Origin of the sequence: Arenibacter sp. ARW7G5Y1 (assembly GCF_003201775.1) — a bacterium.
Lineage (GTDB): Bacteria > Bacteroidota > Bacteroidia > Flavobacteriales > Flavobacteriaceae > Arenibacter.
In genome coordinates this window covers 1-26,669 of the sequence record NZ_QJJZ01000010.1, presented here as the reverse complement: position 1 = coordinate 26,669, position 26,669 = coordinate 1, and the positions used below count along the sequence as shown (strand labels likewise).

Below are 26,669 nucleotides of genomic sequence, written 5' to 3'. Positions count from 1 at the left end.
TAAAATATTATGCCAAAAAGAGGAGCACCACCAGAGGTTAATGCGGGTTCTATGGCAGACATAGCGTTCTTATTGCTTATCTTTTTCCTAGTGACTACCACTATTGAAACGGATGCAGGATTAGATCGTATGTTGCCACCAATTGAGCCGCCAGATACCGATGTAATCATTAAGCAAAAGAATATTTTTCAGGTCAGTATAAACCGGGATGGACAATTATTGGCAGACGAGGAATTAACAGATATTAAGGAGTTAAAGGCCAAAGCCATTGCCTTTTTGGACAATGGAGGTGCGCCATCGGGATCTCCGGACTATTGTAGTTATTGCAAGGGTAAAAGGGATGCATCTTCATCCGATAGCCCGGCCAAGGCCATTATTTCGCTTAAGAACGACAGGGAGACGAAATACGGAACCTATATAACCGTTCAGAACGAATTGGTTGGAGCGTATAACGAGCTTAGAAATAGGGAAGCCCAACGTCTTTTCAAGAGGAATTTTACGGATATGGAAGCGGAATATCTCAATCCTGAGACTCCGGATGATGTTCGTGAGGAACTGAAGGAAAAGGTAAAAAGGATACAGGATTTGTTTCCACAGAAACTTTCAGAGGCCGAAACATCGTCAAACTAAATAGAGAAGTTAAAACAAGTTACTATGTCAAAATTTAATAAGAAAAAAGATGCGGCCTTACCTGCGGTGAATACTGCATCGTTGCCTGATATCGTTTTTATGCTTTTGTTCTTCTTTATGACGGTTACAGTGATGAAAGACAGTACCTTGAAGGTTGAAAACGTCTTGCCCAATGCAACGGAAATTAAAAAATTGGAGAAGAAAGATAGGGTAATCTATATTTATGTTGGGAAACCAACCCGTGAATACGAGAAGACCTATGGTACCGAATCCAAAATTCAATTGAACGATAAATTTGCCGATGCTTCCGAAGTTGGAGATTATATTTTGATGGAAAGGGCCAAAAAGCCACAGGAACTACAAAATGTATTGACAACCGCACTTAAGGTGGATAAGGAAGCCAATATGGGTATTATTTCCGATATAAAACAAGAACTTAGAAAGGTAAATGCCTTGAAGGTAAATTATACCACCTATGAAGGTGATGCTTTCAGGAATTTGCAATAGTTAGTAAAAGGATAAGAGAATTTAAAACGCTTCAAATGCATATATTTGAAGCGTTTTTTATGTTTAATTAATTACCTTTAAAGGACTATGAAATGTTCCTTCATATATATAATACTACTGCTTTCAGGGGCTTTTGTTTCTGGCCAGGTCCTGGAATCCAACAAGGATGTGGATAAGAAATATTTGGAAGATCAATTTTATGTAGGACTTACCTATAACTTTGCGACCAATTTGCCATCCGGGGTTTCCCAAAGGAACCTGTCATATGGTCTGCAAGCGGGTTTTATAAAGGATATTCCGCTGAGTTACGATAGGGACATGGGCCTGGGTATCGGGCTGGGTTATGGCATTAATTCCTATTACACCAATTTGTTGGCATCCCAGCAAGGTTCCACGGTGGAATATTCAGTGTTGGATAGTGATGCCGATTTCAGGAGAAATAAGATTGCGACCCATGTCTTGGAGATTCCCTTTCAGTTTAGATGGCGTAATTCAACCCCAGAGGAATATAAGTTTTGGAGGATATATACCGGTATTAAAATGGGTTATGTTTTTGATGGTCGATCCAAATTCGTTTCAAGCTCGGAAAGAATAGTGTTTGTTAATAAGGATTTAAGGGACTTTCAATACGGGCTAACTTTGAATGTGGGTTACAATACCTTCAATATTCATATCTATTATGCGCTCAGTTCCCTGTTCAATGATGGAGTAATGGAGCAATCAGGAGAGGTTATTGAGATAAAGCCGCTCAGAGTAGGGCTTATTTTCTACATTTTATAACCAAAATTTAATCGTAAATAACTGGGTAAACAGACCTATGGCAAATCCAATCAGAACTTCTGCCTTGGTATGGGCGTTCAGATAAAGTCTGGAGGTGGCGGCCAAGCCACTGAGCAAGGTTACTATACTTATGGCAAGGGTAACGTTTATTTCAAAGTGGATACTGAGGTTTATTAGGTACATTAACAGGCTTCCCATGCCCAAGAGGTGCATACTGCACTTAAAATTTAGAAATAGCAGTACAAGGGCGCTAAACAAGCCTGCGATTAGGCCTAAAAAGTAATAGTGCAACTCTATGGTAAAGTTATTGGGTATTACTTTGAATAAGACCATTATAAGCAGTCCTAGGCTAATATAAAGTGGGTATTTCCTTTCTTGGAGATTGGGCATGAATACAGAACTTACAATACCTAGGTTGCGTAAGATCAGGTAAAATATAATAGGTATGATGATGGTGAGTATAAATATGGGCAGGATATTTCCACTCTGAACCTCCAACGGACTGTATTTGGGAGTAATCAGGAAATAGGCTATGGTTCCTGCAAAGGGTATAAAAAGCGGGTGTAAAAGGTAAGATGTGATCTTAAGGAATAGTCGCATTAGATCTGTTTTCTCAGCCTAGCTACTGGAATATCCAGCTGTTCCCTGTATTTAGCTACCGTACGCCTGGCAATTGGGTATCCTTTTTCTTTGAGAATAGCAGCCAATTTATCATCGGTAAGCGGCTTCTTCTTGGTTTCCTCCCCAATCACTGTTTCCAATATCTTTTTTATCTCTTTGGTAGATACATCTTCCCCTTGATCGTTTTTCATGGATTCGGAAAAGTAGTCCTTTATTAATTTTGTACCATATGGGGTGTCAACATATTTACTATTGGCCACCCTGGACACGGTGGAAACGTCCATGCCAATACCGTCGGCTATATCCTTTAGGATCATAGGCCGCAGTTTGCGCTCATCCCCGGTTAGGAAATACTCTTTTTGGTATTCCATGATTTCGTTCATGGTGATATAAAGGGTTTGCTGTCGCTGTCTAATGGCATCAATAAACCATTTGGCCGCATCCAGTTTTTGCTTGATAAACATTACGGTGTCCTTTTGGGACTTTGATTTCTCCTTGGAGTTTTTATATCCTTCCAGCATATTGTTATACTCGCGGGAAACATGAAGCTCCGGTGCATTTCGTCCGTTTAGTGTGAGTTCCAGTTCCCCATCCACAATACGGATGGAAAAATCGGGGACTACGTGCTCCACAATTCTGTTATTCCCAGAATAGGAACCTCCCGGTTTGGGGTTTAAGCGTTCAATTTCCGTAATGGCATCCTTTAATTGCTCCTCAGTAATATTGTGTTTTTGAATAAGTTTTTGATAGTGTTTTTTGGTAAACTGCTCAAAGGATTTTTCCAACAATTGAATGGCCAATTCTATACTTGGGGTCAGCTCTTTTCTTTTTAATTGAAGAAGAAGGCACTCTTCCAGCGTTCTGGCTGCCACCCCTGCAGGGTCAAGATCCTGGACTATATGCAATACTTTTTCAATGGTTTTTTCCTCTGTATAGATGTTCTGTGTAAATGCCAGGTCGTCCATTATATCTGAAAGAGGTCGTCTTATATACCCGCTCTCGTCTACACTGCCCACCAAAAACTCGGCAATGGACCATTCCTCATCCGTTAAATAAATAGTATTTAACTGATTTATAAGATACTGGTTAAATGAAATTCCAGCTGCATATGGAACATTTTTTTCCTCATCATCCGCACTGTAATTGTTGGCTTGTGTGCGATAATCAGGAATCTCGTCATCACTTAAATAATCATCTATATTGATGTCTTCGGCACTGATGCTTTCACTGTCGGTTTCATTATCGTACAAATCCTCAAAATCATCGTCTTGACTTTCATTTTCCTCCTTTCCAGTTTCCAGGGCAGGATTTTCCTCCAGTTCCTGTTTTAGTCGTTGTTCAAATGCCTGCGTAGGCAATTGAATCAACTTCATCAACTGAATCTGTTGTGGAGATAATTTCTGCGATAATTTAAACTGTAGGTGTTGTTTCAGCATTGATAATGGTGATCGATCTTATAAAGTTAAAGAATAATGATTAGAATTCAGCATTTTGTGGTGTTCTTGGAAAGGGTATTACGTCCCTGATATTACCCATTCCTGTTGCAAACAATACCAATCTTTCAAAACCAAGCCCAAAGCCACTATGTACGGCAGTTCCAAATTTTCTAAGATCCAAATACCACCAAAGTTCTTCCTCATCAATGCCCAAGGCCTTGATCTTCTCCATTAAGATGTCCAGGCGTTCCTCACGTTGGGAACCACCAACAATTTCACCTATACCAGGGAACAGGATATCCATAGCCCTGACCGTTTTTCCATCCTCATTTAAACGCATATAAAATGCCTTTATTTTGGCTGGATAATCGAATAGTATCACTGGGCATTTAAAATGTTTTTCCACCAAGAAACGTTCGTGCTCACTTTGAAGGTCGGCTCCCCATTCGTCGATAAGGTATTTAAATTGCTTCTTTTTGTTGGGTTTACTGTTTCTAAGAATATCTATGGCTTCGGTATATGTTACACGTTTAAACGTATTGTCCGAAACAAACTTAAGTTTTTCTATTAAAGGCATCTCGCTGCGCTCGGCCTGTGGCTTGCTCTTCTCTTCGTCCAATAATCGCTTTTCTAGGAATTGCAGGTCTTCCATACAATTTTCCAAAGCATAATTTATAACATTCTTTATAAAATCTTCGGCCAAATCCATGTTGGCGTCCAGGTCATTAAATGCCACTTCCGGCTCAATCATCCAAAATTCGGCCAAATGTCTTGAAGTGTTGGAGTTTTCTGCCCTAAAGGTTGGGCCAAAGGTGTAGACCTTGCCTAGGCCCATGGCATAAGTTTCGGCTTCCAATTGTCCGGAAACCGTTAAATTGGTCTCTTTTCCAAAAAAATCTTCCTTATAATCAATTTTGCCATCCTCTGTTAAAGGCGGTTTTTTATTGTCCAAGGTAGATACCCTGAACATTTCTCCAGCACCTTCAGCATCCGAACCTGTAATTATTGGGGTATGAACATAAAAGAATCCATTTTTTTGAAAATATTGATGTACAGCGAACGAAAGGGCCGATCGCACCCGCATGATAGCTGCAAAGGTGTTTGTTCTAACACGGAGATGAGCTTTTTCCCGTAAAAACTCCAGAGAGTGTTTCTTGGGTTGGATAGGGTAGACCTCAGGGTCTGCTCCTCCGTGTACTATGATTTCCTTTACCTGGATCTCCACGGACTGTCCTTTTCCTTGGCTTTCAACCAACGTTCCACTTATTTGAAGTGCGGCTCCGGTATTAATTTGCTTTAGTGTGTTTTCATCAAATTCCTCAAAATCTACTACGCATTGAATATTGTTTATAGTAGACCCATCGTTCAAAGCAATGAATCTATTGCTCCTATAGGTTTTTACCCAACCGTTAACAGTAACCTCTTGGTGCAAATAATCGGTCGATAGTAGCTCTTTTACGCTAAATGTATTCATTTGAATTCCTTGTAAATTAAGTGGCAAAGATAGCCTTTTTGCAAAAATATAAATTGGGTATATATCTGTATATACCAGGTAAAAAATATTTTAATTAATGGACTATTCCTCCTTGTCCGTGATATTGAGTTCTTCCTTGGGAAGAATGTCTATTTGTGGTTCTTTTAATACCTGTTTGTTGGCAATGCTTCTTTCCAAAGATAGAAGTAAAGACGGTAATAAAATAAGGTTTGCCAGCATGGCGAACATTAAGGTGGCCGATACCAATGCGCCTAAAGCCACTGTTCCTCCGAAACTTGAAATTATAAAGACCGAAAAACCAAAGAACAGTACAATGGAGGTGTAGAACATGCTAACTCCGGTCTCCCTTAGGGCGGCATAGACCGATTTTTTTATTCTCCAATGGTTGCTTGTTAGTTCCTGTCTGTATTTGGCGAGAAAGTGTATGGTGTCGTCCACGGAAATTCCGAAAGCAATACTAAATACCAAAATAGTGGAAGGCTTAATGGGTACTCCTACAAATCCCATAACCCCTGCTGTTATTACCAGCGGCAATAAGTTGGGGATCAATGAAATTACGATCATTCTAAAAGAACGGAAAAGATAGGCCATAAATAGGGCAATTAGCCCAATGGCCAACGCTAGGGACATAATGAGGTTTTTTACCAAATATTTGGTACCCTTTAAAAATAGAAGGGCGCTGCCGGTCATGGAAACCTTATACCTGTCCGCAGGAAATATTTTGTCGATATTTTCTTTTAATTTGGCCTCTATGGTTTCCATACGGGATGTCTTTACATCCTTCATATAAGTAGTCATTCGGGCTATCTGCCCGGTACTGTCTACAAAACTGCTCAGTAGGTTGCCGTTGTCTGCTGATTTCCGGGCAACATCCATTATAAAAGTATTCTCTTGGGAGGTGGGCAGTTGGTAATATTTGGGTATGCCGTTGTAAAAGGCCTGTTTGGAATATTTTACCAGGTCCACGACCGAAACTGGCCTGGAAAGTTCGGGAATGTCATTTATCACCGTACCCAACTCGTCCATCTTTTTCAGGGTGGAAGGTTTTAAGACCCCTTTGGGTCTTTCGGTGTCCACCACAATTTCAACTGGCATTATTCCGTCAAATTCTTGTTCAAAAAATCGTATATCCTGGAAAAACTCGGCTTTTTTTGGCATGTCCTCTATGGGACTTCCCGAAATGTCTATTTGATAAATACCAATAATACTGGTTACAAGAAGTGCAATGGATACAATATAAACGGTAATCCTTCTTTCCCTTACAATTCTTTCCATCCAGCTTACAAAAGTTTCTATCCACTTTGTGTTCAGGTGTTTCAAATGCTTGTGTTTTGGAAGGGGCATGAAGCTATAGATAATCGGAATTATCAGGAGGGAAAGTACAAATATCCCAATGATATTGATAGAAGCAACAATACCAAACTCTTTAAGTAGTTTGCTATCGGTTATAATAAATGTAGCGAAACCGGAGGCGGTAGTAACGTTGGTCATTAAGGTGGCATTACCAATTTTTGAGATAACACGTTGTAAAGACAGGGCCTGGTTACCGTGCTTTTTTACTTCTTGTTGGTATTTGTTGATAAGAAAGATGCAGTTGGGAATGCCAATAACAATAATCAATGGCGGTATTAGGGCGGTAAGCACTGTAATTTCATATTGTAACAGACCTAAAATCCCAAAGGCCCACATAACGCCGATAATTACGACGAACATGGAAATGATCGTAGCTCTAAAACTTCTGAAAAAGAAAAAGAATATCAAGGAGGTGACCCCCAGTGCCGCAAGAATAAATTTCCCTATTTCATCTATAATATTTTGGGAGTTCATGGTCCTTATGTAGGGCATGCCCGAAATATGAACATCGAGGCCGGTTTCTTTTTCAAAATTTTTGACCAAGGTAGATAGGTCTTCCAAAATAAAGTCTTTACGTACAGAAGTATTAACAATATCTTTGTCCAAATAAATAACGCTGCGTATGGTATGTGTTTTTTTATTGTAGATAAGGTTGTCGTAAAAAGGAAGGTCGTTAAAAAGATGATTGGTAAGACTGTCCACCTCTTTTTTGGTTTGCGGGGTCCGTTTAATAAAGGGCTGCATAACAAATTCTTGTTTTACAGTGTCCTTTACGAGCTCTTGTAAATTATCCGTGGACAATACAAAGTCTACTTCAGGGAAGGCACCCAATTGTTTGCTGAGCTTGTTCCAACGATTAAATTTTTTAGGGGTGAACAGCGAACTGTCCTTTACGGCTATAACAACCACATTGCCTTCTTCCCCAAACTGTTTTAGGAAGGAAAGATACTCCAAGTTTACAGGGTGGTGATCTGGCAAGAGATTGGCCTGTGAATTGGAAAACCTCATTTTGTCCCATTGCATGGACATAAAAATGGTCATAATGGCTAAAAGAACAAGAATTATAATTCTGTTCCTAAGTATTAACCTTGCTATTTTTGCCCAAAATCCTCGCGTTAACTTTGCAACCATCTAGTGAAACGTCTTATATCAGAATGTTTTTTGGTATATAAACCATAAAAAAACCTGTAAATCCTTAGGATTTAAAAAGGTCTTTCGGATTCTAAATTTATTCGAGCGCAAAGGTAGAGAATGATTGTTATTGTTCCTAGGAAGCTGGGGTTAAATAGTAGGGGGTGGGCAAACGAATTTAACCGGTCACGGAAGTTATGGTATAGGGACTTACGATCTGGGGTTTTTGCTAATGGGATGGGGAATATAAAAAAGAGCGACCCATGGGTCGCTCTTTTTTGTATCGGTATTTTACTTTAAGGATTATACCTTCATGATTTCTGCTTCCTTGGCCTCAAGGAAGGCATCGATCTTTTTTATATACTTGTCGGTGAGTGCCTGTACATCGGCCTCTGCATTCTTTTGTAGATCTTCGGACACTTCGAGGGCCCTAACTTCCTTGTTGGCCTCCTGACGTGCATTACGGACACCGATCTTGGCGTCTTCCGCTTCCGCTTTTGCCTGCTTTACCAAATCCCTTCTTCTTTCTTCTGTTAAGGGAGGTACGTTGATGATTACAAAATCGCCATTGTTCATAGGGTTAAATCCCAGATTGGCGTTCATAATGGCTTTTTCAATTTCATGTAGCATGTTTTTTTCCCATGGTTGAACGGAGAGGGTACGTGCATCAGGGGTATTCACATTTGCAACTTGGGACAAAGGGGTGGGGGATCCGTAATATTCCACCATTACACTGGATAGCATTACCGGACTGGCCTTGCCTGCCCTAATTTTCAGAAACATCTTTTCAAGGTGTGCTATGGCACTGTCCATCCCTTCTTTGGTGGTGTCAAGTATAAATTTAATTTCTTCGTTCATATGCTATTTTTTAAAGGATTTAACACAAATAGTGCCAAAACTATAAATTTACGACGGTTCCTATATTTTCGCCGGAAACCAACTTCATCAGGTTTCCTTTTTTGTTCATATCGAAAACAACAATCGGTAATTCATTTTCTTGGCTTAAAGTAAAGGCTGTGGTATCCATAACTTTAAGTCCTTTTGTCAGTACATCTTTAAAGGTTATCGTGTCAAATTTGGTGGCTGTTTTGTCTTTTTCCGGGTCGGAGGTATAAATACCATCCACTCGGGTCCCTTTTAAAATTACATCTGCCTCAATTTCTATTGCCCGTAATACAGCAGCTGAATCTGTGGTAAAATATGGATTTCCTGTACCACCGCCGAATATGACAACTCTGCCCTTTTCCAAATGTCTCATGGCACGTCTTCTGATAAATGGTTCGGCTACCTCATTTATTTTTATGGCAGATTGTAACCTGGTCTGTACTCCTTTCAGTTCCAGGGCGCTTTGTAGTGCCAATCCGTTTATCACAGTGGCCAACATACCCATATGGTCTGCCTGTACCCTGTCCATTCCATTGCTGGCTCCTGCCAATCCACGAAAGATATTGCCGCCACCAATAACAATAGCAACTTCTATACCTTTATCGACAACTTCTTTGATCTCCTCGGCGTATTCGGATAAACGCTGTGCGTCTATGCCGTACTGCTTAGTACCCATTAAAGCTTCTCCACTGAGTTTTAAAAGTATTCTTTTGTATTGCATCGTGTTGTTGGTTATTTTGATGCAAAAATAATCAAAAATATTTATGAAGTAACTTGGTATGCACGATTCGTCTATCCTTAATTATTTCCTAATGCATATGGGAAGGTAGATTTATTTTTATAATCTTGTGCCGGTTATTGTAGTTCCACCAATATTTAGTGGCAAAAAGCCGTTCCCGGCCATTTTGGTTTTTAGGGGGGTATCGGCTTTTTGGAGAAAACAATAAATAAAATCAATAGAAAATGACAAATAGAATTAAGTTATTTAAAAGAACGTGGGTTTTAGGGGTTGCAATTTTGATACTTCATGGATGTGGAACCACAAAAGCTTTGGTGTCTGTAGAAAAGGCTGCCATTATTGCTAAAATTGATTTGATCAATGTAGCAGATGATAAAGTTAATGTGGTATTGGATCCAGCAGCTTTTCAAACGGATACGGTTACCTTCTTTATTCCCAAGACGGTACCGGGCACCTATAGCGATGATAACTACGGGAAGTATATAGAGCAGTTCAAAGCCGTAGATTACAAGGGAGGGGAGCTGAAAGTAGAAAAGTTGGATGATAATACGTGGAGGATAACCGATGCCAAGAGTTTGGATAAACTTGATTACTGGGTGAACGACACCTATGATACCGAGATGGAAGAGGGGGAGCATGTCTTTTCACCTGCCGGTACCAATATTCTTAAAGGGAAGAACTTTATGTTGAACCTGCATGGTTTTGTTGGTTATTTTGATGGCCTTGAGGAAGCACCGTATTCATTGGAAATTTCTGCCCCCGATGGATTGGAACCTGTGACTTCCTTGGTTAAGGGGATTCAAGATGTAAATAAGCCTGAAACAGATGTGCTTGTGGCCAACCGCTATTTTGAGGTTATAGATAATCCTATCATGTATTCCAGTCCCAGTACGGAAACATTTCAGGTGAATGATATTGCGGTTACCTTAAGTGTTTATTCTCCCAACGGTCATTTTACTGCCGCCGGTCTAAAGGCTGGGATGGAGAAAATGATGCGAGGTCAAAAGGCTTTCCTGGGAGACATCAATAGTACCAAGCATTACACCATTATCCTATATCTATCCGATATGGACGGTAATGATGCTACAGGTTTTGGAGCGTTGGAGCACCATACTTCCACGGTAGTGGTAATGCCTGAGCAAATCTCGAAGGAGCGATTGGAAGAAGCTATTTTTGATACAGTGGCCCACGAATTTTTTCATATCGTTACCCCCTTGACGATCCACTCCAATGAAATACAATTTTTTGATTTTAATGATCCCAAAATGTCCATGCACCTTTGGATGTACGAGGGAACTACCGAATATTTTGCCAACCTTTTTCAAATTCAACAGGGGCTGATCACGGAGGAAGATTTTTACCAACGACTTATGGAGAAGGTTGAGAGGTCCAAAACCTTTGACGATAGGATGTCCTTTACCGAAATGAGCAAAAATATTTTGGAGGAACCTTACAAGGATAATTATGCCAACGTTTATGAAAAAGGAGCTTTGATAAATATGGCCCTTGATATTAGGCTAAGGGAATTAAGTTATGGGGAAAGGGGTGTTTTATGGTTGATGAAGGAGCTTTCCAAGAAATATGGGGATTCCAAGCCATTTGAGGATGATAAATTAATTGATGAAATCGTTGCTATGTCATTTCCGGAAATAAGGGAATTCTTTACTACCCATGTGATAGGGAATACCCCTATAGACTACGATTCGTATTGGAAAAAAGTGGGGCTGCGCACAACGGAACAGGAGCAGTCCACGGGATACTTTTTTGACGGGGAAATACCTTATATAGATGTGGATCCGTCAAATGACAATGCTATTTTTGTAAGGGAAGGAATTCAATTGAACAGTTTTTTCAATAGTTTAGGAGCCCAAGGGGGCGATATAATTAAGAGTGTTGATGGTAAGATCACCAATTTGGTCAATATTCGATTGCTGATAGGGCAGAGTATAGATTGGGATCCGGACAAGGAAATTGAATTGGTGGTGAAAAGAGGAGAGGAGGAAATTACCTTGAGCGGAAAAGTTGGTGTTCCTACTTTGAAGGTCGTTAAGTTGGTCCCTATGGAAGGCGCTAGCGAACAACAGAAGAAGCTACGGGAAGCATGGTTGAAGGGGTAGTTCCTAATGGATTATATAGAATTGACGGTGGTCTTTTTAAAAGGTGGCAATTGAAATTGGTTGGGTTGCATTGTTAAATTCCGTACGTCGACCGTTTGAAAGGGGAAAAGTGGAATTGTGTTAAACGACACCAGTCCGGAATTACCGGTGTGCCCAAAAATGTTACAAGCTAGGTTTATTTAACCACGATGTGATTTAATGCATAAGGAGTTACTGACTTTGATGACTGTCCAATGTTGGGAAAGGACCCAATACAGATATATTTCTTTCCATTTAAAGTGCTTGGTCCTGAAGGGAATTTTCTATAAAACTTTCATTTGGAATGGCTAGGAGTGCCTTAGAGTTGGGGCATAAAAAAACGCCTTTACACGATGTAAAGGCGTTTTTTTTAATATGCTTGGGTCGTGGATTAACCTAAAGCAACCCTTTTAAATCCTGTTACTTCCAATTTGGAATCAACAGATTTTACGTATTGTGCTACACTTTGTTTGCTGTCTTTAATAAAATCTTGGTTTACCAAAGTATTGTCTTTGAAGAAACGTTTCAATTTACCTTTGGCGATATTGTCCAACATAGCTTCTGGCTTTCCTTCTTGACGTAGTTGATCTTTGGCAATTTCGATTTCTTTATCAATGATCGACTGGTCCACTCCATGTTCATCCAGGGCTACTGGATTCATAGCGGCTGCCTGCATGGCAACATCCTTGGCGGCAACGTCTGCACCTTCAACGGCAGCGGAAAGTCCTACCAAGGTAGCTATTTTGTTTCCAGCGTGAATGTACGAACCAACAAATGGAGCAGAAAGTTTACTGAACCCACCTATTTCAATTTTCTCGCCAATAACACCTGTTTGTTCCGTAAGTTTATCCTGAACGGTGTTTCCTTTGTAATCGGCATTCAAGAAATCTTCTTTAGTATCGAAATTTAAGGCTATGTCTGCCAATTCGTTGGCCAAAGCTACAAACGTATCGTTCTTTGCAACGAAATCGGTTTCACAGTTCAAAGAAATGATAACCCCACTAGTGTTGTCTGCATTTACTTTGGCGATAGCGGCCCCTTCGGAAGAATCCCTATCGGCTCTCTTGGCGGCAACTTTTTGTCCTTTTTTACGTAAGATTTCAATTGCCAAATCAAAATCCCCTTCTGCTTCAACCAGGGCATTTTTGCAATCCATCATGCCAGCACCAGTTGTTTGTCTTAATTTGTTTACCTCAGCGGCGGTAATTTTAGCCATTTTATTTTGTTTTAATTTTCACCTATATAGGGGTTGAAATGTATTCCTTACCTAGGTTAATTTATTATTTTATTTATGTATCAAGGGGGTTATTCTATTCCTCCCTTAACGCTATCTTGCCATTCCTGCAGTTCATCCCAATTACCTTCTGCTGCCATTTTTGCCTGCTTTGGCCATGACCCTGGGTTTTTGGAAGCATATCTAGGGCCTGATTCAGTAAGGATCCCTTTAAGGTCGTCCTCTGATTTGTCCGCTAGGTCTGCATAGGTATTTATGCCCGCTTCTTGGAAAATTTCGGCAATTTTTGGACCGATACCTTCTATTTTAGTCAGGTCATCTCCGGCAGTAGTGGCTTTTTTAGGAGCCTTCACTTCTGATTCAGGAGTTTTCTCTTTTGATTCAGGAGCTTTCTCTTCCGATGTAGGGGCCTTTTCCTCTGCAGCTACCTTTGCTTTTTTCTCTTTTGGTTTGGCTTCATCTCCACCTTCCTTCTCACTTTGTTTTTCAGATTTACGTTCCGTTAATCCTTCTGCGATAGCAGCAGTTACAGATGCCATAATTACCTCTATGGATTTGGAGGCATCGTCATTGGATGGAACTATAAAATCGATTGGTCGTGGATCGGAATTGGTATCTACCATTGCAAAAATTGGAATGTTCAATTTTTGTGCTTCTTTAACGGCGATGTGTTCCCGCATAGTGTCAACAATGAACAATGCCGCTGGTAGACGTGTCATTTCAGAAATGGAACCTAAGTTCTTTTCCAACTTGGCACGTAAACGGTCTACTTGTAAACGCTCCTTTTTGGAAAGTGTATTAAAAGTTCCGTCTTTTTTCATTCTGTCAATAGAAGCCATTTTCTTAACAGCTTTACGAATAGTGACGAAATTGGTCAACATACCACCTGGCCATCTTTCTGTGATGTAGGGCATGTTTACATTTCCTGCTTTTTCAGCAACAATATCCTTTGCTTGTTTCTTGGTAGCTACGAAAAGTATTTTTCTACCTGAAGCTGCAATTTTCTTAAGAGCCTCGTTGGTCTCATCTAGTTTTGCAACTGTTTTATAAAGATTGATAACGTGAATACCGTTACGCTCCATGTAGATATAGGGAGCCATGTTCGGATTCCATTTTCTGGTAAGGTGACCAAAATGTACACCTGCCTCTAAAAGGTCTTTTACTTCAACTTTGTTTGCCATTTTTATTTTTTAGTTTACGTTCCTTTGAATTAGCAATATTAAAGTGGTACCCCTTGGTAGCCTTTAATATTTAGATGCTAAACTAATTTATCCAGAATTTGAATTCATCGGATTTTCCCATAAGGAGAAGTCCTGTGATTAATCTTGGATTATTACTTACCCTATGACCAGGGTTTTCAATGAACAATTTAAAATTATACCGAATCTCCCAATTTTCTCTCGATAACCCTCAAGAACATTGCTGTATTTCAGTATTTGATTTGTTAATGCGGTATTAACGTTTAGAGAACTGGAATTTCTTACGAGCTTTCTTCTGACCAAATTTCTTACGTTCAACCATTCTTGGATCTCTAGTTAAAAGACCTTCTGGTTTTAGAACCAATCTGTTTTCGGCATCCAATTCGCACAATGCTCTGGACAATGCCAAACGAACGGCTTCTGCCTGTCCTGTAATACCACCGCCATATACATTTACCTTTACATCGAAGTTTTCTTCGTTGTTGGTCAAGGTAAATGGCTGCTTTACTTTGTACTGTAATGTTGCTGTAGGAAAATAGTTGCTTAAGTCTCTCTTGTTGATAGTAATGTTACCATTTCCTTCAGTAACATAAACTCGGGCAACTGCAGTTTTTCTTCTACCAATTTTATGAATCATTTCCATTACTTAAAATCGTTTAAGTTAATTGCTGTTGGTTTTTGTGCTTCTTGGTTGTGGGTAGCTCCGGCATATACCTTCAGATTACGGAAAAGCTCTGCACCCAATTTATTTTTGGGCAACATACCTTTTATCGATTTCTCTACGATACGCGCTGGATCCTTAGCCAACATTTCTTTAGCCGTTGTAAACCTCTGGCCTCCTGGATAACCGGTGTGACGAACGTAAGTTTTTGAATCCCACTTCTTTCCGGTTAGGTTGATTTTTTCTGCATTGATAATAACAACATTATCCCCACAATCAACATGTGGTGTAAAACTAGGCTTGTACTTCCCTCTAAGTAACTGCGCTACTTTAGAAGCAAGACGGCCCAATGTTTCTCCTTCAGCATCAACTAGTAACCATTGTTTGTCAACGGTCGCCTTATTGGCCGAAATCGTCTTGTAGCTTAATGTATCCACACTAATATATTTATTGATTAAACACTTCAATCCCGTTTAACGGGCTGCAAATGTACAATTATTAAGTTGAATTCCAAATGGTTGTTTCTTATTATTTATAGTTTTTTCCAATATTGTTATATTGAAGTAAACTTTGCATGCACTTTGCCATCTCAATAATTGTTTTTAACATGCATTAAGACTTTTTGTTCTTCATAAATCCCAAGAAGCCATAATGGTCTTTTGTTTTAATGTTGGGTATGGTTAAAATTTATCATATTATCTGCAGGGTACTCTATAACCCACTTAATTTTAATTGCTGTCCATGATGGTCAAATAGGGTTTCGGTAGTGTGCCTAATTGCCTGTCCTTATGATGTACTAATTTATGCTATAATGCGTTAGCTTTTAGTATAATGTAAATTTTAAAAAAGATGAAAATTAATTGTTTACTGCTTTTTCTGCTTACGAGTCTTGTCATTTCATGTTCTTCGGACAGTGACGATGATAATTCCAAGGAGGATTCCATTGTTGGGGTTTGGCAGGCCTATGAACTTAAGGTCAATAATGATACCGCCAGTGATGATGAAAAGAATGCCAGGGATTTATTGGCTTTTTTAAGCGCGAAAAAGTGTTATGTACTGAGTTTTGATTTTAAGGAGGATTTAACCGTTATTATTGAAAACTCCGTGCAATATCTGGAAATTGGTCTAAATTCCGAAGGGAATGGTTTTGATATTCCTTGTCCTACCGAAAAGGATACGGAAACCACCGTTTATGTGTATGCAGACGGTAAACTAACATATACGGACGAAGACCGGCAGGAAATATCTGTTGCTATTACTATAGATGGAGATGTAATGACCCTTGATGCCGCTGATCTTGATATCCCCAATTTAAATGCAGGGGGGCAGCTTATCTTTAAGAGAAAATAAAACCTTGGCAATAAGTTATTCCTAAAAAAAACGGAACACCACTGGTTTAAATCAATGGCGTTCCGTTTTTATTTTTTCAGGGCTTAGGTTTAATGGGCTTCTAGCCAATTGTTTCCAACGCCCAATTCCACATCCAAGGGTACGGATAATTTATAAGCGTTTTCCATCTCCGACTTGATCATGGTCTTTAGCTCCTCCAATTCGGGCTTAAATACGTCGAATACCAATTCATCATGTACCTGTAGGAGCATCTTACTTTTGTATTTTCCTTCCTCGAGTTTTCTATGAATATTGATCATTGCAATTTTTATGATATCGGCAGCACTTCCCTGTATAGGCGCATTTACTGCATTGCGTTCCGCAGCTCCCCTTACAATGGCATTGCTTCCATTGATATCCTTGAGATACCTGCGTCTGCCCAACACGGTCTGGACGTATCCATGTTCCCTTGCGAAATCTATTTGTTCACTGATGTAATTGCGCAATTTGGGGTAGGTTTTATAATAGGTGTCTATTAGTTCTTTGGCTTCTGCACGTGATAGATCGGTTTGGTTGCTCAATCCAAATGCCGATACACCATATATAATTCCAAAATTTACTGTCTTGGCATTGCTGCGCTGCTCCCTTGTAACATCCTGCAATGGGATGTTGAATACTTTGGAGGCGGTGGAGGCGTGGATATCCTCTCCATTTTTAAAGGCCTCTATCATGGTGGATTCATCGCTTAGCGCAGCTATAATCCGCAATTCTATCTGGGAATAATCCGCTGCCAGTAAGGTGTAATTTTCGTTCCTTGGAATAAATGCTTTTCTTACCTGCCTTCCCCGTTCAGTTCTAATAGGGATGTTTTGCAGGTTGGGATTGTTGCTACTTAATCTTCCGGTAGCGGCAACCGTTTGCATATAGTCCGTATGTACCCTGCCGGTACTTGCCTCAATTTGTTCCGGTAGGGCATCCACGTAGGTGCTTTTCAGTTTGCTGAGTCCTCTATAGTCCAATACGCATTGAATTATTTCGTGGTCTTTGGCCAGATAGGACAGTACGTCTTCCGCAGTGGAATATTGACCTGTTTTGGTCTTTTTTGGTTTGTCTACCAGTTTTAGTTTATCGAAAAGTATTTCGCCCAATTGTTTTGGTGAGGCAATATTGAATTCCACTCCTGCTTCTTTGTATATTTTTAATTCCAGGTTTTTGATATCATTGTCAAGATCCTTGGCAAGCGAATTTAAAAAGGCCTTGTCCAAATTGATCCCTTCCTGTTCCATATCGGCGAGTACATGCAATAAGGGGATCTCTATATCATTAAAAAGTTCTTCGGTGTTTGCTTCTTTCAATTCAGGACGAAAGTGTTGTGCCAATTGAAAGGTGATATCGGCATCCTCTACAGCATATTCGGTTTGTTGCTCCAGGGGCACATCCCTCATGGATAATTGATTCTTTCCTTTTTTACCTATGAGTTCGGTTATGGAAACCGGGGTATAGTTTAAATAAGTTTCAGCCAGTACATCCATATTGTGGCGCATATCCGGATTAATAAGGTAATGGGCAAGCATGGTGTCGAAGCATTTGCCTTTTATGCGGACATTGTACTTGTGCAGTACTTTGATGTCATATTTTAAATTCTGTCCAATTTTTTCAATTCCCTCGGCTTCAAAAAAAGGTCTTAATTGTTCAATGATCTCCTGGGCTTGGGACCTATCTTCGGGAAAAGGGATGTAGAAGCCCTTACCTGCCTCCCAGCTAAAAGCTATGCCTACCAATTCTGCGGTAAGAGGATTCAATCCGGTGGTCTCAGTGTCAAAACAGACCGAAGTCTGTTTCATTAAATTTTGGACAAAAAGTTTCATGGCCATGCCAGGAAGGATACTCTGGTAGACATGCGGTACTTCCTTGATATTTTTTCTGCTGGAAACTTCCTTAATGGTACCCCCGCTAACCTGTCCGTCACCGCCAAATAAGGAAAATTGACCACCTCCGGCCTCTGTTTGTTTCTTTTTTGATACGGGGCTGTTGTCCTGTTGCCCCACATTTGCGCTATCGTTATCCGATTCTGGGGAGAAAAGCTTTAAGAACTGGTCCTTAAGTCTACGAAATTCCAATTCCTCGAAAATCTCCTGCACCTTTTCGCCATCGGGCATGGTGAGTTCATAGTCTTTGGCGTCAAAAGTTACATCGCAATCCACGAAAATTGTTGCCAGTTTTTTGGACAGGATGCCCAGTTCTGCATTTTCTTGGACCTTCTCCTTCATTTTGCCTTTGAGTTTATCGGTATTCGCTAGCAAATTTTCCATGGAGCCGAACTCTTCAATAAATTTTTTGGCGGTTTTGTCGCCCACTCCGGGCAATCCGGGAATGTTGTCGCTTGCATCGCCCATCATCCCCAAATAATCTATTACCTGTTCCGGACGTTCAACGCCGAAGCGTTTCTGGACTTCTGGGATGCCCCAAATTTCTATGCCATTGCCCAATCTTGCCGGGCGGTACATAAATATGTTCTCGGAGACCAATTGACCAAAATCCTTATCCGGTGTAACCATATATACTTTATAGTCCTCTTTTTCCGCTTGCTTGGCCAAGGTTCCAATAATATCATCGGCTTCCATTCCCTCTAATTCCACTACGGGAATATGCATGGCTTTTAAAATATTCTGAATATAGGGAACGGCTATTTTAATGGCATCTGGTGTGGCATCCCTATTAGCCTTGTATTCGGCGAACATTTCTGTGCGGTCCGCACTTCCTCCCTTGTCAAAACAAACGGCCAAATGATCCGGTTTTTCCCTTCTTATTACGTCCAGTAGAGAATTCATGAATCCCATAATGGCAGAAGTATCCATTCCCTTGGAGTTTATTCTTGGGTTTTTTATGAGTGCATAATATCCCCGAAATATGAGCGCGTATGCATCAAGTAAGAAAAGTCTTTTTTGTTCAGCCATTATAATTGATTCTTGTTGAGATTTGGATATTGAATAATTGGTAATTAGGATTTCAAGAAAGTCTCCGTCGGATTATTGCTTTGTCCTGCCCCTGTAAATTTGCTATAACTAAATCCAGGATGTATACAGTAACCTCCGGTTTCCCCTTTCTTGTTGATGGCGATAAACCCAATTTGAAAATCCCTTCTGTCCTTGTTCTTTTCCATGATCCGTCTTACTCCTTCCTCGCATGCCTCTTGTGGCGATTTTCCTTGACGCATTAGTTCCACGATCAAGAAGCTGCCAACGGTTCTTACCACTTCTTCGCCAACCCCTGTAGCCGTTGCGCCGCCAACTTCGTTGTCTACGAATAGTCCTGCACCAATAATAGGGGAGTCGCCAACACGTCCTGCCATTTTGTAGCCCATTCCACTTGTGGTACAGGCGCCTGCAATATCCCCGTTTTTGTCAATGGCTAGCATGCCAATGGTGTCGTGGTTTTCTATATTGATAATGGTTTCGTATTTGGAGTTTTTCTTCCATTCCAGCCAATCTTTTTTAGCCTTCTCGGTAAGTAGATTTGTTTTTGGGAACCCTTTTTCATAGGCAAATTGTTCTGCTCCTTTTCCGGCCAACATTACGTGGGGGGTATCTTCCATTACCTTTCTGGCAACAGAAACGGGGTGGGCTATATTTTCCATACATAATACCGCTCCACAGTTTCCGTCCTTGTCCATGATACAGGCATCCAATGTAACATGGCCATCCCTATCCGGCCTTCCGCCGTTGCCGACCGTTTCGTTGCTGAGATCGGCCTCTTCCACCATAACTCCTTGCTCTACCGCGTCCAGTGAAGAACCGCCTTTTTCCAAAACTTCCCAAGCCTTAGCCGTTGCATTCTTGAAATTCCAGGTGCAGATTACAATAGGTTTTACGCCAACTGTGGTGTCTGCAATTGGGGGGAGTTCCTTTTTTGTTTCCTGGCAGGAGGCAAAAAGAGGTGCGGATATTATTCCAGCGGTACTTAGGGTAGAATTTTTTAGGAAATTTCTTCTTTTCATAAGATAGTGTTACTTAATTTTAAGGTTCTAAATATAAGAAATATGATTGTAGAAGTATGTGCCAATTCTTTAGAATCTGCCTTAAATGCCCAAAAAGCTGGTGCTGACCGAATTGAGTTGTGTGCCGAGCTTGCCGTAGGTGGGGTTACCCCTTCTTTTGGGCTGTTGCAGCTTGTAAAGGAACATATTTCTATTCCCGTAAACGTATTGATAAGGCCAAGAAGTGGCGATTTTACGTATTCCGATCTAGAATTTGGAATTATGAAAAGGGATATCGCCATATGCAGGGAATTGGGTTTTAATGGAATTGTTTCAGGGGTGCTGTCCAAGGATTTTACCTTGGATTATAAAAGAACAAAAGAACTGATAACAGCTTCTAGGCCATTGCAATTCACCTTCCATAGGGCCTTCGATTGGGTTAGGGATCCAATTACTACCCTTGGGCAATTGGAAGAATTGGAAGTGGATACCATATTAAGTTCTGGACAACAAAATTCTTCGCTTACGGGGTTGGACTTGTTGATCCGGTTGTTGAAAGAATCAAAGTACAGTACTATTATGCCTGGGGGAGGTATAAGGGATGCCAATGTAATGGAATTTCGGGAGAAAGGTTTTGACGCGGTACATTTGTCGGGAATACAATTTCACAGAACTCTGGATGAAGCCCCTGCAGTAAAAATGAGCACGCCCAGTTTTCTTAAGGATGATGAAATTGCCATTAGCAACTTAACTACCTTAAGGGAAGTGGTCCGCTTAGTTAAAGAAAAGTGAAATGGACACTAATGGTATTGAAACCGATATCTTTACAAAAAAATAAGGTATGCTTCGTTGGATTGTTTTTATTGTCATCTATATTGTACTGGGAATTTATACTTTACAGGCTATTAAGGCAGCAACCCGTTATCCCTGGGTTTATTATGCCTATATGGTATTTTCGCTCTTTGTCCTCGGAAATTTCATATATCAGTTTACTTTGGGTGACGCTCCTGGCCGTGTATTAAGTGTTCCAAAAAGTTATGCTTTTGGACTTTTGTTGGCCATGCTGACTTTTAAATTGATAACCATAGTTTTTTTGTTTTCCGAGGATATTTTTAGATTTCTTACTGCAGCATATCACAAAACATTTGGTGGGACCAAGGAATTTAGCCTCCCCCAAAGAAGACGTTTTTTAAGTACCCTGGCCATGGGTATTGCCGCTTTGCCCTTCTCCGCATTGTTGTACGGGATGGTCAAGGGGAAGTACAATTTTAAAGTCCTTAAGTATGATTTGGAATTTGATGACCTGCCCAGTAGTTTCGAAGGGTATCAAATAACCCAAATATCGGATGTGCACAGTGGTAGTTTTGATAATAGGGAGAAAATTGAATATGCCATAGATTTGATAAATCGGCAAAAAAGCGATGTGTTGCTTTTTACAGGGGATATGGTAAACAACATGGCAGAGGAAATGTTGCCATGGAAAGACCTTTTTTCGACCTTAAGTGCAAAAGACGGTAAATTTTCCGTGTTGGGGAACCATGATTATGGGGATTATGTGGATTGGGAATCCGAAGAAGCCAAGAGAAATAATCTAATTGATCTTAAAAACCTACAAAAGGAAATGGGGTTCGACCTCCTGCTTAATGATAGCCGATATTTGCAAAAAGGGGAGGATAGGATTGCCTTGATCGGAGTTGAGAATTGGGGTAGGGGAGGTTTTAAAAAAGCGGGCGATCTAAAGAAAGCCGTTTCCAAAATCGATAAAGATGATTTTAAAATTCTAATGAGCCATGATCCTTCCCATTGGGAAGATCAAGTCCTAAAGGATGATTATCACTATCACCTTACTTTGAGTGGGCATACCCATGGCATGCAATTTGGGATAGAAATTCCGGGATGGGTGAAATGGAGCCCGGCCAAATGGAGATATAAGTATTGGGCAGGGGTATATGAAGAACTGGGTCAAATGATTAATGTAAACCGAGGGTTTGGATTTTTGGGGTATCCTGGAAGGGTCGGTATTTGGCCCGAAATCACCGTAATTACCTTAAAAAAGAGGTCATTAACGTGATTTTAACCACTACCTTGTCGACAAAAATGATAGCACTGGTTGTGTTTTAACATTTTTTCTTATTTTTGATTTATATTCCAATGTATAGTATATGTCTAAATTTGGTGAATTAATTGATATCAATGTTCCTGTGTTATTGGATTTTTACGCAGAATGGAACGAACAGTCAACAGCCATGCATCCTGTCCTAAGGGATGTTGCCGCTGCCTTGGGCGATAAGGGCAAGGTGATCAAGATTGATGTGGACAAAAATAAGGAGCTTTCCCAGGCTTTACGGGTGAAAGGTTTGCCTACCTTGATGATATACAAGAAAGGTGAAATGGTTTGGAGGCAAAGTGGGGAGCAGGATGCAAATACACTTATAGGGATACTTAATGAGTATCTGTAACTAATTAAATAGTATAAAAAAAACCGAGACTCAGGTCTCGGTTTTTTTGTGTCCGTTATTCCGGAATTGCTATGCTGTCCAATTGTTCTTCCGGTAAGGCATCTATAGCCGATGAATCCATTAGGTCGGGATCCGATGTCGGAGCTTGTATGTCCTCCATCGGGTCGTTGCGATAAAAGCGTTCAAACTTCTCTATGTATTCGTTGAAAATAAGGGTTTCCTTTTCTGCAATCTCCTGATCCTGGTTGGTAATCAAAATGTCGATATTTCTACTGTAGGCCTCCAAGTCGGGAATAATTTCATCCAAGAACATTCGCTGTTCCTCAAAAGGTAGATTGGAATAATAATCCAAGCGTTCCTGATAAATATTTTTTAATTTTTGAAATAGGTCCCTGGCCTTTTGGGTTTCCCCTACCTTAAAGTACCCATCTATAAAAGGTTCTACAAAGGCGTAATAGCCGAAATACTCCACGGGCATATTTTCCATGGCAATATTGATCACATCCTTTGCTTTTTCTATCTTGTTTTCCTCTATCAACGTTTCTGTAAGACGAGCTAGGTTGCCTCTAAAGGAAAGTGCCTGTGTGCGTGTTTGGGGATCGTGATAAATATCCGGGCTCCCTGCATTGCCCCATTCCCATTTCTTTACAATGTCGTACATGAGGTCGGCATCTATCCTGCCCATCTCATAAGAACTCCTGTTTGTTGTTTTAATGGGTACCAGTTTGTACACCAAGCCGTCCAATTGAAGATAATCTTTCATCCATATATATTCTGCGGCATCAAAACTTCCTCCGGAGAAATATATGGGGCGTTTCCAGTCATTGTTGGCAATGATGTCCAACATCAGGATTCGGTTTTTGGGAAGGGCGCTTTTTGGTAGGTCAATATCAATATAATCGACAATTAGTGCCGAATCCTTTTCTTTGACCAAGCCACTTTCCAGTACATTTTTCTTATTCACAGGAACCCTAATTTTATTGGTCGGATAGTAAACAACATCCAAATTGCTTTCGGAATACTGACTTAAGTCCGCACCTTTTTTCTGTAATATGCTTCTAAATTTGGTTTGTTCCTTGTCGCTGCCTACCCAGTTCATAAAGTCTTTTATGTCCCATCTACTTTGGGTAAGCTCATTAAAGTATATGGCATCCCTAGACCCCCATTTGTATTCGTTATGGGTAAGCTGCGAGGGAATGGGGTCACTTTCATAGGCCTTCTTTTTCATTTGGTCTATATACCAATCGGTGGCAAAAAGGCTGGTATTTACCACGCGTACGTCTGTCCTAAAGCCTTCAATTTCCTGGGCGTACCATAAGGGAAAGGTGTCGTTGTCCCCAATAGTGAACAAAATGGCGCCAGCATCTTCTTTGGTCGATTCCAGATAGGCCTTTGCTGTAGACTTGGCAGTAAATCTATTGGATCTGTCATGGTCGTCCCAATTTTGGAACGCCATTACAGCTGGAACTGCCAAAAGACAGAGAATAGTAATTCCGGGAGCCAATATTTTTGGACTCAATAACTTTTGGAATTCATCAAAAAGTCCGTACACGCCCAGGCCGATCCAGAGGGCAAACACATAAAAGGAGCCCACAAGGGAGTAATCCCGTTCCCTAGGCTGAAAAATGGCCGGATTGGTGTAGAACTGGATGGCAATACCGGTAAACATAAAGAACACGAACAATGCCCAAAATTGTTTGGGGTTTTTACTAATTTGAAAGATGAGGCCTATAATACCAAGTAGTAAAGGGAGGAAGAAATAGGTGTTCCTGCCTTTGTTGTTCTTGATATCACTAGGTAGGTTTTCCTGACTGCCTAGTCTGGCATTGTCAATAAAGTTTATACCGCTTAACCAATTTCCGTGGTTGTCATATCTACCTTGTATATCATCTTGTTTACCCACAAAATTCCACATGAAGTAGCGCCAGTACATATATCCAAATTGAAATTGGAACATGTATTTTATATTTTGCATCACCGTGGGAGGCTGTACATCTATATATTCGCTAAACTCCCTAAGGAATCTCATATATTGGGAAGTGTCTATTTCTCCCTTGGCGAAACCGTCCTTAAATTGGTTTACGGCTTCCCTAAGTTCATTGTTTCCGAGATAATCAGATTTGATCCTAAAGGTGAGCGGGTCAAAATACTTCATGTAATTTTCTGCATTTTGTTCGCTCCACATCCGCGGCAGGAGTCCTACGTGATCGGAGTTTGGTCCCTGCAGCGCATTTTTATAGTTGTTTACTATAATGTATTTTCCGGTCTTTAGGTCTTTTTCGTATTTGGGTTTTTCGTCCTTTTCATCCCCTGCAGGAGCAAAAGTGTCCGAGTAATAGGCGCCATAAACAGGGCTGTCCACCCCGGGATATTGTTCCCGGTTGTAATAGGCCAACAAAGATCTGGCATCCGAAGGGTCATTTTCATTGATGACTACATCGGCATTGGCCCTTATGGGCAGCATTAGCCATGAGGAGAATCCTAAAAACAAGAACATTAGGCAGAGCACAATAGTGTTGGCTACGGTGTAATTGTTCTTACGCGTGTAGCGCAATCCCCAATAAAAAACACCTACAAATATGAGGCCCATAATAATGGTTCCTGAGTTAAATGGCAGGCCAATGGTGTTGATGAAAAACACCTCGCTCCAACCAAAAACCTTTAGTACATAGGTCAGCGAAAATTTGTAGACCAGCATCAATATGGCCACTACGATAATATTGGCCAACAAAAAATTCTTTATTGTGGTGGTCTTGTAGGTTTTAAAGTAGTACAACAAACCTATTGTAGGTATCGCCAGGAAGCCCATGAACTGAATTCCAAAAGTAAGTCCTACTACAAAAGAAATAAGTATAATCCATTTGTTGCCTCGAGGATTCTCCAGGTCATCTACCCATTTTAACCCTAACCATAGAAGGAGGGACATGATTAAGCTGGCCATTGCATAGACTTCTGTCTCTGTGGCGTTGAACCAAAAACTATCGGAAAAGGTAAAGGCCAGTGAGCCAACTATCCCACTACCCAAAATGGCCAAGGCTTTACTGTTGGTTATGATTTCTTCCTTGGATATCAGTTTTCTTGTGAGGTTGGTAATGGTCCAAAACATAAAAAGGATGGTGAAGGCGCTTGAAACCCCGGAAACGAGGTTTACCATCTTTGCAACCTGGGTAGGTTCCAAAGCGAACATGGCCATAAATGCCCCTATCATTTGCAATAAAGGTGCTCCTGGTGGATGTCCTACCTGCAGTTTGGCCGCTGTTGAAATATATTCTCCAGCATCCCAAAAACTACTAGTTGGTTCAACGGTAATTACGTAGGTAACAAGGGCTATAAAAAAAACAAACCATCCTGTGATGGTATCCCATTTTTTAAAATTTTTTGAAAACATGCGGTTTGTCGTTTGTCCGAAGGGCGAATTTACTAATTTAAATAGATAATAGGATATATATTTCATAAACCTTTAACATGATAATTGGGTCATGGTGCCTTCAAAATGCAGGACATAACAAGTAGCCCCAAGGTGTGCTCCTTTTGGATTAGTGGTTTGTGGTATTGTGGGAACCCCCGCATTGCGGGTTGTTGGGGAGTATTTTTTTATTTTTTTGGAATATGACTCGAAAATATTTGTGCATATAAAACTTTGTTTTAAATTTGCACGCTCAAACGAGGTAGTGGCCTATGGTGTAATTGGCAACACAGCTGGTTTTGGTCCAGTCGTTCTAGGTTCGAGTCCTAGTAGGCCAACTTAAAGTTTAGAAGTAAAATCCCAATGCAAACGTATTGGGATTTTTGTTTTGGATGAATATGTCGAATAAATGGAGCTGGTATTGGATCAGGAACAATTTTTGTGTTTATGAAAAAAAAGGACTAATTTGATCAGTCGTGTTTTTTTTTTTTGATAAATAGTTTTTATTAATAGGAGCAATTTAGTAAAACCAAGGATCAAGTCCGAAATCTGGGTTTTTACCATTTTAAGAATATAATTTAATCAAGCGATATAAGAGGTATTCCGTATTCCTGACTCCCCTAAATTGTGATCTAAAAGCCTTTACTTTGGCATTAAAGGATTCTGCTGAAGCATTTGTACTTCTGTTTAAAA

The 26,669-nt window shown here is 40.4% G+C and carries 22 protein-coding genes and 1 tRNA gene; 9 read left to right on the top strand and 14 right to left on the bottom strand.

What is annotated here, in order from left to right:
• The first annotated feature begins 9 nt into the window (after positions 1-9).
• The 3 genes from C7972_RS14705 (at position 10) to C7972_RS14695 (ending at position 1,917) form a co-directional block, all read left to right on the top strand.
• Positions 10-630 (top strand): biopolymer transporter ExbD, encoded by a 621-nt coding sequence (locus C7972_RS14705; protein WP_110356942.1) that lies wholly within the window; start codon positions 10-12, stop codon positions 628-630.
• A 24-nt stretch (positions 631-654) separates the two neighbouring features.
• On the top strand, positions 655-1,137 hold the full coding sequence (locus tag C7972_RS14700) for a biopolymer transporter ExbD (RefSeq protein WP_110356941.1): 483 nt from the start codon (positions 655-657) through the stop codon (positions 1,135-1,137).
• Between the two features lie 87 nt (positions 1,138-1,224).
• Complete coding sequence (locus tag C7972_RS14695; protein WP_110356940.1) at positions 1,225-1,917, top strand: porin family protein; 693 nt, start codon at positions 1,225-1,227, stop codon at positions 1,915-1,917.
• Here C7972_RS14695 and C7972_RS14690 read toward each other — a convergent pair.
• From C7972_RS14690 to pyrH, 6 genes are all read right to left on the bottom strand, one after another.
• Complete coding sequence (locus C7972_RS14690) at positions 1,912-2,517, bottom strand: hypothetical protein (RefSeq protein WP_110356939.1); 606 nt, start codon at positions 2,515-2,517, stop codon at positions 1,912-1,914. The two genes, C7972_RS14695 and C7972_RS14690, sit on opposite strands and share 6 nt — an antisense overlap.
• On the bottom strand, positions 2,517-3,974 hold the full coding sequence (gene rpoN, locus C7972_RS14685; protein WP_110356938.1) for an RNA polymerase factor sigma-54: 1,458 nt from the start codon (positions 3,972-3,974) through the stop codon (positions 2,517-2,519). The genes C7972_RS14690 and rpoN overlap by 1 nt, the downstream gene beginning before the upstream one ends.
• Before the next feature lie 40 nt (positions 3,975-4,014).
• Positions 4,015-5,448, bottom strand: coding sequence for an asparagine--tRNA ligase (asnS, locus tag C7972_RS14680; RefSeq protein WP_110356937.1), 1,434 nt, complete (start codon positions 5,446-5,448; stop codon positions 4,015-4,017).
• A 102-nt stretch (positions 5,449-5,550) separates the two neighbouring features.
• Entirely contained in the window at positions 5,551-7,953 is a 2,403-nt protein-coding gene (locus C7972_RS14675) for an RND family transporter (protein WP_110356936.1), read from the bottom strand.
• A 303-nt stretch (positions 7,954-8,256) separates the two neighbouring features.
• On the bottom strand, positions 8,257-8,811 hold the full coding sequence (gene frr, locus C7972_RS14665; protein ID WP_110356934.1) for a ribosome recycling factor: 555 nt from the start codon (positions 8,809-8,811) through the stop codon (positions 8,257-8,259).
• 40 nt (positions 8,812-8,851) lie between these two features.
• On the bottom strand, positions 8,852-9,559 hold the full coding sequence (pyrH, locus tag C7972_RS14660; protein WP_110356933.1) for a UMP kinase: 708 nt from the start codon (positions 9,557-9,559) through the stop codon (positions 8,852-8,854).
• Between the two features lie 242 nt (positions 9,560-9,801).
• Here pyrH and C7972_RS14655 point away from each other — a divergent pair, with 242 nt between their 5' ends.
• Positions 9,802-11,694 (top strand): peptidase M61, encoded by a 1,893-nt coding sequence (locus C7972_RS14655; RefSeq protein WP_110356932.1) that lies wholly within the window; start codon positions 9,802-9,804, stop codon positions 11,692-11,694.
• 409 nt (positions 11,695-12,103) lie between these two features.
• Here C7972_RS14655 and tsf read toward each other — a convergent pair whose 3' ends face one another.
• The 4 genes from tsf to rplM all read right to left on the bottom strand — a co-directional run bounded on the left by tsf (position 12,104) and on the right by rplM (position 15,243).
• A complete protein-coding gene (tsf, locus tag C7972_RS14650; protein ID WP_110356931.1) occupies positions 12,104-12,928 on the bottom strand; it encodes a translation elongation factor Ts in 825 nt (274 codons plus the stop codon).
• 89 nt (positions 12,929-13,017) lie between these two features.
• Positions 13,018-14,127: a 30S ribosomal protein S2 gene (gene rpsB / locus C7972_RS14645; RefSeq protein ID WP_110356930.1), complete on the bottom strand. Its 1,110-nt coding sequence runs from the start codon at positions 14,125-14,127 to the stop codon at positions 13,018-13,020.
• A 274-nt stretch (positions 14,128-14,401) separates the two neighbouring features.
• A complete protein-coding gene (gene rpsI / locus C7972_RS14640) occupies positions 14,402-14,788 on the bottom strand; it encodes a 30S ribosomal protein S9 (protein WP_031442374.1) in 387 nt (128 codons plus the stop codon).
• Positions 14,788-15,243 (bottom strand): 50S ribosomal protein L13, encoded by a 456-nt coding sequence (gene rplM, locus C7972_RS14635; RefSeq protein WP_110357074.1) that lies wholly within the window; start codon positions 15,241-15,243, stop codon positions 14,788-14,790. Before rplM ends, rpsI begins: the two co-directional genes overlap by 1 nt.
• 412 nt (positions 15,244-15,655) lie before the next feature.
• Here rplM and C7972_RS14630 point away from each other — a divergent pair, with 412 nt between their 5' ends.
• On the top strand, positions 15,656-16,156 hold the full coding sequence (locus C7972_RS14630) for a hypothetical protein (RefSeq protein WP_110356929.1): 501 nt from the start codon (positions 15,656-15,658) through the stop codon (positions 16,154-16,156).
• An 89-nt stretch (positions 16,157-16,245) separates the two neighbouring features.
• Here C7972_RS14630 and polA read toward each other — a convergent pair whose 3' ends face one another.
• Both polA and C7972_RS14620 read right to left on the bottom strand, forming a co-directional pair.
• Positions 16,246-19,092, bottom strand: a complete 2,847-nt coding sequence (polA, locus tag C7972_RS14625) for a DNA polymerase I (protein ID WP_110356928.1) — start codon at positions 19,090-19,092, stop codon at positions 16,246-16,248.
• 44 nt (positions 19,093-19,136) lie between these two features.
• Entirely contained in the window at positions 19,137-20,132 is a 996-nt protein-coding gene (locus C7972_RS14620) for an isoaspartyl peptidase/L-asparaginase family protein (RefSeq protein WP_110356927.1), read from the bottom strand.
• Positions 20,133-20,174: 42 nt separating this feature from the next.
• Between C7972_RS14620 and C7972_RS14615 the strand changes: the two genes are divergently transcribed.
• The 3 genes from C7972_RS14615 to C7972_RS14605 all read left to right on the top strand — a co-directional run bounded on the left by C7972_RS14615 (position 20,175) and on the right by C7972_RS14605 (position 22,570).
• Positions 20,175-20,903 (top strand): copper homeostasis protein CutC, encoded by a 729-nt coding sequence (locus tag C7972_RS14615; protein ID WP_110356926.1) that lies wholly within the window; start codon positions 20,175-20,177, stop codon positions 20,901-20,903.
• 49 nt (positions 20,904-20,952) lie between these two features.
• On the top strand, positions 20,953-22,182 hold the full coding sequence (locus tag C7972_RS14610) for a metallophosphoesterase (RefSeq protein ID WP_110356925.1): 1,230 nt from the start codon (positions 20,953-20,955) through the stop codon (positions 22,180-22,182).
• 91 nt (positions 22,183-22,273) lie between these two features.
• Positions 22,274-22,570 carry a co-chaperone YbbN gene (locus tag C7972_RS14605; RefSeq protein WP_072862855.1) on the top strand — a complete coding sequence of 99 codons (297 nt, stop codon included), beginning with the start codon at positions 22,274-22,276 and terminating at the stop codon, positions 22,568-22,570.
• A 55-nt stretch (positions 22,571-22,625) separates the two neighbouring features.
• On the opposite strand, the gene C7972_RS14600 is transcribed toward C7972_RS14605, so the two are convergent.
• Entirely contained in the window at positions 22,626-25,958 is a 3,333-nt protein-coding gene (locus C7972_RS14600) for a DUF2723 domain-containing protein (protein WP_110356924.1), read from the bottom strand.
• 284 nt (positions 25,959-26,242) lie between these two features.
• On the opposite strand from C7972_RS14600, the gene C7972_RS14595 reads away from it, so the two are divergent.
• Positions 26,243-26,314, top strand: a tRNA-Gln gene (locus C7972_RS14595).
• A gap of 227 nt (positions 26,315-26,541) precedes the next feature.
• Here C7972_RS14595 and C7972_RS14590 read toward each other — a convergent pair.
• Positions 26,542-26,669: transposase (locus C7972_RS14590; RefSeq protein ID WP_146216331.1), on the bottom strand; the 128-nt coding region annotated here is incomplete at its 5' end.